Raw genomic sequence first — 10,321 nt, 5'->3', positions numbered from 1 at the left:
ACACCCGAACCCGGAGGTCACCATGCCGGAGCTCTACATCGGTGGCACATGGACGGCCGCGGTCGACGGGCAGGTGCGGGAGATCCGCTGCCCGGCCGACGGAACGCTGGTGGCGACGGTCGACGAAGCGGGGCCCAAGGACGTCTCCGCGGCGATCGCCGCGGCCCGCGACGCCTTCGACCGGGGCCCGTGGCCGCATACCCCGGCCGCCGAGCGCGGTGCCCTGCTGCTGCGCGTCGCAGCCCTGCTGGAACGCGACAAGGGCGCACTCGCCCGGGCCGAATCCCTCGACACGGGGAAACGGCTGGTCGAGAGCGAGTACGACATGGACGACATCGCCGGCTGTTTTCGCTACTTCGGCAACCTGGTCGCAGCGGGCGGCGGTGACCGGATCGTCGACACCGGCAGGCCGGGAGTGGACAGCAGAGTGGTCCATGAGCCGGTCGGCGTCTGCTCGCTGATCACCCCGTGGAACTATCCGCTCCTGCAGACCGCCTGGAAGGTGGCCCCCGCTCTCGGCGCCGGCAACACCTTCGTGCTCAAGCCCAGTGAGCTGACCCCGCACACCGCCGTCATTCTGATGCGGCTGCTCGCCGAGGCCGGCCTGCCCGACGGGGTGGCCAATCTGGTGCTCGGAGCGGGCGCCACCGCGGGAGCGCCGCTCACGGAGGACCCGCGGGTCGATCTGGTGTCGTTCACGGGCGGGCTGGTCACCGGCCGCCGCATCATGGCGGCCGCCGCCCCCACGGTGAAGAAGGTGGCCCTGGAGCTCGGCGGCAAGAATCCCAACATCGTCTTCGCCGACGCCGATTTCGAGGCGGCCGTCGACCATGCCGTGATGGCGGTGTTCCTGCACTCCGGCCAGGTCTGTTCGGCCGGCGCACGGCTGCTGGTCCAGGACGAGCTGCACGACGCGTTCGTCGCGGAGATCGTAGAGCAGGCGGAGGCCATCCGGCTCGGCGGGCCCTTCGACGAGGACGCCCGCACCGGACCGCTGATCTCCGCCGGGCACCGCGACAAGGTCGAGGCGTATGTGGCCGCCGGGCTCGCCGAGGGCGCGGTGCTGCGCTGCGGCGGCAGACGGCCCGACGACCCGGCGCTCGCCGACGGCTTCTACTACCTGCCGACGGTGCTGGACGAGTGCACCCCGGGGATGTCGGTGATCCGCGACGAGTCGTTCGGCCCGGTGCTCACCGTCGAACGGTTCCGCAACGAGGAGGAGGCGGTCGCGCTCGCCAACGACACCGTCTACGGGCTGGCGGGAGCCGTGTGGACGCGGGACTCCGGCCGGGCGCACCGGGTCGCCTCGCGGGTGCGCGCCGGAACGCTGTGGATCAACGACTTCCATCCGTACGTACCGCAGGCGGAATGGGGCGGCATGAAGCAGTCCGGCTTCGGCCGGGAGCTGGGCCCGGCGGGGCTGGCCGAGTACCAGGAGGCCAAGCACATCTGGCGCAAACTCTCGCCGGCCCCGCAGAGGTGGTTCGCATGAGTACGGACGCCGGAACAGCCCCCTCTGCCAAGGGCCCGGCACCCGGCCACGGCGACGACGACGCGTCACTCGCCGAACTCGGCTACCGGCCGGAGCTCAAACGCACCCTCGGCAACTTTCACACGTTCGCCGCCGGGATCAGCTACATCTCGATCCTCACCGGCACCTTCCAGCTCTTCTACTTCGGCGTCAGCTTCGGCGGCCCGGCCTACTGGTGGTCCTGGCCGATGGTGTTCGCCGGGCAGCTGATGGTCGCCCTGTGCTTCTGCGAGCTGGCCGCCCGCTACCCCGTCGCCGGTTCGGTCTACAACTGGGCGAAGAAGATGGGCGGCCCCCATGTGGGCTGGATGGGCGGCTGGATGATGATGACGGCCACGATGGTGACGCTGTCCGCCGTGGCGCTCGCGTACCAGATCACGCTGCCTCAGATCGACCAGGCGTTCCAGTTCGTCGGGGACGGCACCGGCCCGACCGACGCGGCCGCCAACGCCGTACTGCTGGGGACGGTGCTCATCCTCTTCTCCACGCTCGTCAACGCCTTCGGCGTCCAGCTCATGGCGCGCATCAACTCCGCGGGCGTCTTCATCGAGCTGATCGCCGCCGTCGCCCTCATCGTCTTCCTGGCGGCGCACATCACCCGTGGCCCGAGCACCGTCCTCACCGACACCTACGGGCTCGGCGCGGGACAGCGGTGGGGCTACTTCAGCGCCTTCCTGACCGCGTCCCTGGCCTCCGCGTATGTGATGTACGGCTTCGACACGGCGTCGTCGCTCGGGGAGGAGTCCCACGATCCGCAGCGCAACGCGCCCCGTGCCATCCTGCGCGCGCTCGTCGCGTCGTTCGTCCTCGGCGGGCTGATCCTCCTGTTCGCCCTGATGGCCGTGCCGGACCTGAACGCGAAGGAGCTGTCCACCGGCGGCCTGCAGTACGTGGTGCTGGAGACGCTCGGCCCGACCATCGGCGAGATCTTCCTGTGGTGCGTCGTCATCGCCATCACCGTCTGTGTGCTGGCTGTGCACGCCGCCGGTATCCGGCTGATGTTCGCCATGGCCCGTGACAACAACCTCCCCGCGGGCTCGGTGCTCGCCCGGGTGAGCCCCCGCTTCAGGACGCCCGTCGTGCCCGCGGTCGTCATCGGGGTGGTGGGGATCGTCATCCTGGTCATCAACATCAACCAGCCGCAGATCTTCTCGGTGATCACCAGCATCGCGATCATCATGATCTACATCGCGTATCTGCTGGTCACCACACCCATGCTGGTCCAGCGGCTGCGCGGCAGGTGGAAGCCGGCCGAAGGCGCCTTCTCGCTGGGCCGGTTCGGGCTGCCGGTCAACATCCTCGCCGTGCTGTGGGGTGCGGCGATGTCCCTCAACCTCGCCTGGCCGCGCGCCGACGTGTACAACGCGACGGGACCGCAGCACTGGTATCTGCGCTGGGGCGCGTTCCTGTTCATCGGCATCGTCGCCCTCGGCGGATTCGCCTACTACTGGTTCGTTCAGCGGCACCGCACGGGCGTGCTCGCCGAACACGCCGCGCCGGCCGCCCAGGCCGGCGACCCGACAACTCCCTGACGACCCTGGAGATCCGATGGCACCGGACACGCCCCTGCCGGAGTTCGACTACGTCGTGGTCGGCGGCGGTACGGCCGGCGCCGTCGTCGCCGCACGGCTGTCCGAGGACCCGGACGTCAGCGTCTGCGTGGTGGAGGCCGGCCCCTCGGACGTCGGCGACGACACCATCCTCCGGCTGGACCGCTGGATGGCCCTGCTGGAGTCCGGCTACGACTGGGACTACCTCGTCGAACCCCAGGAGAACGGCAACAGCTTCCTGCGCCACGCCCGCGCGAAGGTGCTCGGCGGCTGCTCCTCGCACAACTCGTGCATCGCCTTCTGGGCACCGGCCGAGGATCTCGACGAGTGGGGCGCGATGGGCTGCACCGGCTGGAGCGCCGCGGACTGCTTCCCGCTCTACCGGCGGCTGGAGACCAACGACGCGCCCGGCGACCACCACGGCCGCTCGGGCCCGGTCCATCTGCGCACGGTGCCCCCGGACGACCCGTGCGGTCGCGCCCTGCTGGATGCGTGTACGGCGGCCGGTATCCCCCTGACGCCGTTCAACGCCGGCACCACGGTGGTGCGGGGAGCCCACTGGTTCCAGATCAACGCGCTCCCCGACGGCACCCGTTCGTCGGCCTCCGTCTCATATCTGCACCCCGTGCTCGGCAAGCGGCCCAATCTGGAGGTGCGGACCGGACTCCAGGCCAGACGGCTGCTGTTCGGCGCCGACGGGCGCTGTACCGGTGTGGAGTATCTGGAGCCGGACACGATCCACACCGGTGCCGTGTCCGCCCGGCGCGAGGTGATCGTGTGCTGCGGCGCGATCGACTCACCGAAGCTGCTGATGCTGTCGGGTATCGGCCCGGCCGGTCATCTTCGTGATGTCGGGGTCGACGTACGGGTGGACTCCCCCGGAGTCGGATCCCGTCTGCAGGACCACCCCGAGGGGGTGATCATGTGGGAGGCGAAGCAGCCCATGGTCACGAGGTCCACCCAGTGGTGGGAGATCGGGATCTTCGCCGCCACCGAGCCGGACCTGGACCGGCCCGACCTGATGTTCCACTACGGCTCCGTGCCCTTCGACATGAACACCTACCGTCGCGGTTACCCCACGTCCGACAACGCCTTCTGTCTCACGCCCAACGTCACCCGGGCCCGGTCCATGGGCACGGTGAGACTGCGCACGCGCGACTTCCGGGACAAGCCGATGGTCGATCCGCGTTACTTCACGCACGAGCACGACATCCGGGTCATGACACATGGGCTGCGGCTGGCGCGCGAGATCGTCGCCCAGGCCCCGATGGCCGACTGGGCCGGTGCGGAGCTTGCTCCGGGACCCGGCGCCAGGACCGACGACGAGCTGTTCGCCTACATCCGTGAGACCCACAACACGGTCTACCACCCTGCCGGCACCGTACGGATGGGCGCCGACAGCGACCCGGACGCGCCGCTCGACGCCCGGCTGCGGGTCAAGGGTGTCCGGGGGCTGCGGGTGGCGGACGCGTCCGTGATGCCGTTCCTCACGGCGGTCAATCCGTGCATCACCACGATGATGATCGGCGAGAAGTGCGCCGACCTGATCAAGAAGCGGTGACGAAGGGCGCTGACCTGCGGGAAGCGAGCCTGTTCGAGAATTCCCGAGTGGGCGTGGACGAGAACCTGCGCGCCAAGTGGACCTGCTGAAGGCTGGGGCGCGCGGGTTCGAAGTGAGGTGGGTGTAGCTCCAACTTTGGGAAGTCGGCGGGTCAGGCCGTGAGTTGGTGGTTGTCCCGCCGCCGCACTCCTCGGGCACACCTGCGGCAGCGACCACCGCCCGATCGGCGCCGCCAGCGCCGCGCTCCGGGAATCATGACCTCCGATGCCGCCGTAGCCGTCACGATCACCGTGCTCGAGCCCTGCGGTCGCACAGGGGCAACGCCAAAACCGCGCGCCTCCACCGCAGTCAGGAGCGGCAGCAGCCGGTCTCCACCAGGGTCATCACAGCCTCACCCGGCGCTTGCGCCGTCTCCGGCGATAGCTGCCCGGGTACAGGCGCCCGACTTCGGGTCCCAGTCGGCAAGGACCGTGAGACTCCGCACCGTGAACTGAAACCGCAGGATCGGCTCCGGATCTCTGCCGTTTCTGTCCACGACCCCCATCGTCACGCCCTCGGGCAGCTTGATGCCGCGTGCGCTCAGCACCGAGTCACCGTCGTAACGGATTTCGCCGGCGAGTTGGGGCGAGTCGAGGAAGTCGTTGATGAGGGCGAGGATGTCCTCGTCACGGCCCAGTTCGAGCAGGACCCTGTGTACCTTGATCCTCGCAGGGCTCAGGGGCTTGTCGCTGTACTGGAGGGCGGCCTCGTGGGCTTCCAGGGCGCGTTCGAGACGTTCGCGGTGGAGTGGGGGGATCGGCATGGCGTCCTCTCAGTCCCCTGTTACGGCTTGCGGCGTAGGCGTGGGGGCAGTACTGCCAGTAGCGCGTCCAGGGCGTTGATGCGGCCGTGTCCGTGGTAGGTGTTTCGAGGGCCGTTCGGGCTCGACTGGCTGTAGGGAAAGGGGGGTACCCGGTCGGCGGTGCCCTCGATGATGGCCCTCACGTCGTCGGGGGTCAGCATCGGATCGATGCTCAGCAACAGCATCGCGAGGCCCGAGACGTGGGGGGCGGCGGCTGACGTACCGCCAAAGTCGCGGACCCAGTCACGACGATCGAGATCCGAGAGGTTCCCTTCCCCCCGCAGCGTTGTCGTAGGGACATCGACCCCCGGCGCAACGACTGACAGTTTGCTGCCGTAGTTCGAGTCGTCTTTCCTTTTGTCGAATCGATCAGTTGCGCCACAGGCGATGACGTGCGGATGGGTCGCCGGAAACGTCACCGCTGCACCGTTGTTTCCGGAGGAAGCGCACAGGACGACGTTATTGTTGTAGGCGCGCGTGAGTGCCTGATTCGCCTGGACGGAACTGCTCCAATTATTCGTGTTGAAGCTCATGTTGATCACGTCCGCACCATGGTCCACGGCGAAGTCGAGAAGATCGGCGAGCTCGTCCGGTCGGTCAAGCGTGAAGGTGAGTGGCATGACCCTGGCGCCGTGGCCCGCTACACCGGCGACTCCCTTGAGGTTGTGGGTGGTGGCCGCGGCGACACCAGCCGACATTGTTCCGTGGCCCTTCTGGTAACCCATCAAAGTTGGATTGTTGTCACCGTCGTTGTTCGGACCGCCGGCACCGGCCACGAAGTAGAGATCGGAATGGGTCAGGTCACACCCCGAATCGATGACCGCGATCGTGCCCTCGCCCATGTGCAGGTCCCAGGCGGTCCGCCCTGGACCAGCGACACGGGTGCGGATCAGATTCCACTGACCGTCGTATCCCATCGCGGGATCCGCCTTGTAAAACGTGTCGGCCGGCTCAAACGAGTACGGGTGGAGCAGCAGCATTCTCACGAACAGAACGCTGTCGCAGCCGTACTGGTCCTGCTCCAGCAGCCGCGCCCGCACATCGTGGGCGGGATTGCTCCGGGGATCGAGGATCGTGTAGTAGCGGTAGCCGGGCAGAGACTTGTCAGGGTCCTCATGTAGCTCGATTTCTGCCACCAGTGGTGCCTCGTCAATTCCTGTCTTGACGAACAAGACATTCGGCAGCAGGCCTTCGAGGCCTGCTCGCCCGGGCACATGCGGATGGTGGTAGACCGGGCCGATCCATTCCAACTGCTCGCAGAATTCCCTCTCGACGGCGTCACGGAGTTCGCCCTCGATGAACTCCCCGAGCGAAGAGCGTACCCAAAAGTGATCGTCGGTTTGATTGACTGCCTCGGACCGGGAACCGTTACCCTCCTCCGAGCTACTCGGCTCCAGTTCCAGATCCAATTCCCGCAATCGTGGCACGAGCCCGTCGCACTCCTGCGGCTCACGGAAACTGAGCAGCAGACGCGTCCTGTCTAGAATGACGACCTCGCCGCCGTCGATTTCCAACTCGACCGGCCAGTTTTTCGTGGTCATAACTCGAGGCTAGCCCCGGTACCTTGCCAGCGCATGTCGCAAGCAGGCAAGGTCACTTGGCTGTGGGTCGAGGGCCCGGGATCGTCTGGCAGCGACATACCAGCTCCGCATGCGGGGGCACGAGTCTGGTGGGAGCATGTTGCTGTCGGCGAATGCATATCGCTTCAACGGCCCCATCGGTGCCTCGGTTAGACCGGAAGCCGGCTTCCGGCCCGAGCCTACTCAGCAGCGGAGATCGCATGGCCTACATCTTCGACACGGCACTCAACGGCCGTGGAGCCTATGCGGGCAAGGCGTACTTCTTCATGGACGACCGGTACGTGCGCTACGACTGGGCGCTGGATCGAGCCGATTACGGCCCGTTCTATGTATCTGGCTGGAACCTGCCGGGGGCGTTTGCGACCGGTGTGGACGCCGCACTGAACGGGGGTGCGCAGCATCAGGGCAAGGCGTTCTTCTTCCGAGGCGACAAGTATGTCACCTACGACTGGAACACGAACCAGGGCAGCGACCCAGGCCCGCTTTCCGAGTGGAATCTGCCACCGTCCTTTACATCCGGTATTGACACGGTGCTCGACGGTCAGGGCGCCCACGCCGGAAAGGCGTACTTCTTCAAGGACGACCGGTACGTCACTCACGACTGGGCCACGGGGCAGACGGAGGGGCCGTCGCCTCTGTCCCCCTGGAGCCTGATGGGAACCTTCCGGAGAGGCGTGCACGCAGCCCTCAACGGAGAGGGGGCACACCAGGGCAAAGCGTACTTCTTCAGAGGCCCCCATTATGTACGGCGTTACTGGTCCACGGGCACGGTGCAGGGTCCCATCCACATCTCAGCCTGGAACCTCCGCGGTGGAATCGGGTCTTGACGGGACATCCGTCATTCGCAAGCGTCAGAGCCAGCGCAGAGATCTCACGCGAGCGACCAAGCAGACTCGGCACCCTGATCTTCCCGTTGAGATGCCAGATTCATGGCCGTCGGAGCTCCGACAGAACCCGCGCGTGCTCCATTGGATCCGCTCGGTGACCGAAGCAGATCGCGTACCTTTTGCGCATAGATTCCACATCTGCAAGCATCGAGAAGGCGAGAGACAGTACGAGGAGCCACGGTGGCACCAGGCCAAAGCGACGCCCCCGGGGAGGAGTTCGTCGAGGCCGTCGTCGAGCTGAGGGCCGGCGCTCAGGTCGGTGACGTGGCCGAGTGGTGTGCCGGCCGTGGTATCGACGTGCTGCCCATGGTCGCCGGCGGTGCGCTGCTCACCGGACCGGCGGCGCGCTTCGCCGAGGCGTTCGGCGAGCGCCCGACGGATCGCTCACGAGCCCGGACCCTGACGGTCCCGCCGTCACTGAGCAACACCGCACGGTCCGTCACCGTGCTGCCGGTCCCCCGTCTCGACGGCGGCGACCGGTCCGCCGACTGACGCCGCCCGGCGATGGTCCGCTGGAGGACGGATGACGCTCCCCTCGACGCGCTCGGCCGGTCAGCTCGCTCCTGCAGCCGTGTACGGCTATGTGTCGGCCCGGTCACAGGGCGGGATTGCGATGACCGAGGCAACCGATCTCGGGTCGGCGGAGCCCTTTCACGCGGACGAGGGCAGTCTGGTGCGCGCGAAGGACCACGCGCAGGCGGCGGGCCTGATCGTGACGGCCGAGAGCCGACTGGGATTCGCGGTGTGCGGCCCGCCCTCGGCGTACGAGCGGCTGACCGGCGGCAGGGTCGCCTCGTACGAATCGCCTCAGCACGTGGAGACGGGCGTCGTTCGTTTCGTCACCGAACTCGACATCGTGGGTGAACGCCAGCCCGTCGCCCGCGGGGTGGGCGGTGTGCCGGGCACGGACGACATCGAAGCCGTCGCACTGGAACAGCCGCGCACGCCCACGCGGGGCCGGCCCGCCGCACAGCCACCGGACGTCGGGAAGTTCCATCTCAGGCTGCCCGGCGACGTGGCCATGCTGCTCGGCGCCACCGATGCGCACCGTCAGGGCCAGGTGGGCGCCGGCGTCCAGGTCGCCATGGTGGACTCGGGGCAGTACGCGCACACCTACTTCACCGTGCACGGCTACGACGTCGCCCCGACCGTGGCGGTCCTGCCGGGCACCGATCCCGCGGCGGACCCGTGCGGCCACGGGACCGGCGAATCGGCGAACGTCTTCGCCGTGGCTCCGGGTGCGACGCTGCGGCCGTACCGGGCGAGCGACAACCAGGGCCGGCTGACCGGCAGCATGACCGCCTTCATCCGCGCCAAGGGCGACGGGCCGCAGGTGCTGACGAATTCGTGGGGCGGAGACGAACCGTTCCCGCCGCAGGGACCACCGTCCGAGATCTCCCGGATGTGGGCGCTGGAGATCCGGGACGCGGTGGAGCAGGGCATGGTCGTGGTCTTCTCCGCAGGGAACAGCCAGTTCGCGATCGAGCCGCAAGTGCCCGGCGTGCTGTCCGCCGGCGGTGTGTTCTGCGGGCCGGGACTGGAGCTACGTGCGTCGGACTGCGCGAGCGGCTACGCCAGCCCGTGGTTCCCCGGTGTCGTCGTGCCCGTGGTCTCCGGACTGGTCGGCATGCTGCCCCGCGCGCAGTACCTCATGCTGCCCGTGCCGCCCGGCTGCGACATCGACGTCGCCCAGAGCCGGGCGGCGTTCGACGGCCGGCTTCCCGACCCCGGCGACGGTACGCAGCCGGACGACGGGTGGGCACTGTTCTCCGGTACGTCCGCGGCGGCACCCCAGATCGCCGGCGCGGCGGCGGTGCTCCTGGGGGCCCGGCCGGGGCTCGCACCCGCCCAGGTGACCGAGGCCCTGGCACGCACCGCCATCGACGTCACGACGGGCAGCAACCACGTGCGATTCAACTCTCAGGCCCGTACCGGCCCTGACGAGGCCACCGGGGCGGGGCTCGTCGATGCCGGCGCCGCACTGGACTTCGTCCGCAGCCGATTCCCGTAGCAGAGAGCGGCGGTCACGTTACCCCCCAATCTGTTGCCAAGCGGACACAAGGCGGCGCGCCGGAGCGGGCGCGATTCGGCCTGTTTCCCCCTCACGCGGCGCGTATTCCCGTGAAGCATTTGTGAACTCGTCTTCATACTCGACCCGCCGTATTCCACTGACCAGACCGAACGATCTCCACGAACTCTGACAGATAATGATCAGCGGTTGACCGAAAGGGTCCCTTGACCGCCCATCGAGGCGCGAACGAGACTCTCTTGAGGCACTCATGCATCAGGAGCCACAAGCACACGCGCATGCTGATGGCCCTGCGAGACCGATATCGCACGGGGTGTGTGACGGGGGAAAGCACGGAAGAGT

General features: G+C 67.9%; 8 protein-coding genes. 6 read left to right on the top strand and 2 right to left on the bottom strand.

Going from position 1 to position 10,321, the window contains the following annotated elements; all coding sequences use genetic code 11:
* Positions 1–22 precede the first annotated feature (22 nt).
* From AC0699_RS23835 to AC0699_RS23825, 3 genes are read left to right on the top strand one after another with little or no spacing between them, the layout of a single operon-like run.
* Positions 23–1,492, top strand: coding sequence for an aldehyde dehydrogenase family protein (locus AC0699_RS23835; protein ID WP_478663586.1), 1,470 nt, complete (start codon positions 23–25; stop codon positions 1,490–1,492).
* Complete coding sequence (locus AC0699_RS23830; protein ID WP_478663583.1) at positions 1,489–3,063, top strand: APC family permease; 1,575 nt, start codon at positions 1,489–1,491, stop codon at positions 3,061–3,063. The genes AC0699_RS23835 and AC0699_RS23830 overlap by 4 nt, the downstream gene beginning before the upstream one ends.
* Positions 3,064–3,079: 16 nt before the next feature.
* Entirely contained in the window at positions 3,080–4,642 is a 1,563-nt protein-coding gene (locus tag AC0699_RS23825) for a GMC family oxidoreductase (protein WP_478663582.1), read from the top strand.
* 391 nt (positions 4,643–5,033) lie between these two features.
* Here the strand turns inward: AC0699_RS23825 and AC0699_RS23820 are convergent, their stop codons facing one another.
* The gene (locus tag AC0699_RS23820; protein ID WP_478663580.1) at positions 5,034–5,444 is read right to left on the bottom strand and encodes a hypothetical protein; all 411 of its coding nucleotides are present in this window, start codon (positions 5,442–5,444) and stop codon (positions 5,034–5,036) included.
* A 20-nt stretch (positions 5,445–5,464) separates the two neighbouring features.
* A complete protein-coding gene (locus tag AC0699_RS23815; protein ID WP_478663579.1) occupies positions 5,465–7,024 on the bottom strand; it encodes a S8 family serine peptidase in 1,560 nt (519 codons plus the stop codon).
* A 239-nt stretch (positions 7,025–7,263) separates the two neighbouring features.
* Here AC0699_RS23815 and AC0699_RS23810 point away from each other — a divergent pair, with 239 nt between their 5' ends.
* From AC0699_RS23810 to AC0699_RS23800, 3 genes are all read left to right on the top strand, one after another.
* Positions 7,264–7,890, top strand: coding sequence for a hypothetical protein (locus AC0699_RS23810; RefSeq protein WP_478663578.1), 627 nt, complete (start codon positions 7,264–7,266; stop codon positions 7,888–7,890).
* A 240-nt stretch (positions 7,891–8,130) separates the two neighbouring features.
* The gene (locus tag AC0699_RS23805) at positions 8,131–8,442 is read left to right on the top strand and encodes a hypothetical protein (protein WP_478663576.1); all 312 of its coding nucleotides are present in this window, start codon (positions 8,131–8,133) and stop codon (positions 8,440–8,442) included.
* 121 nt (positions 8,443–8,563) lie between these two features.
* Complete coding sequence (locus tag AC0699_RS23800; RefSeq protein WP_478663575.1) at positions 8,564–9,961, top strand: S8 family serine peptidase; 1,398 nt, start codon at positions 8,564–8,566, stop codon at positions 9,959–9,961.
* Positions 9,962–10,321: the final 360 nt, after the last annotated feature.

The sequence above is a fragment of the Streptomyces sp. NPDC043870 genome (genome assembly GCF_056435785.1).
This window is presented reverse-complemented; position numbering and strand designations above follow the sequence as displayed.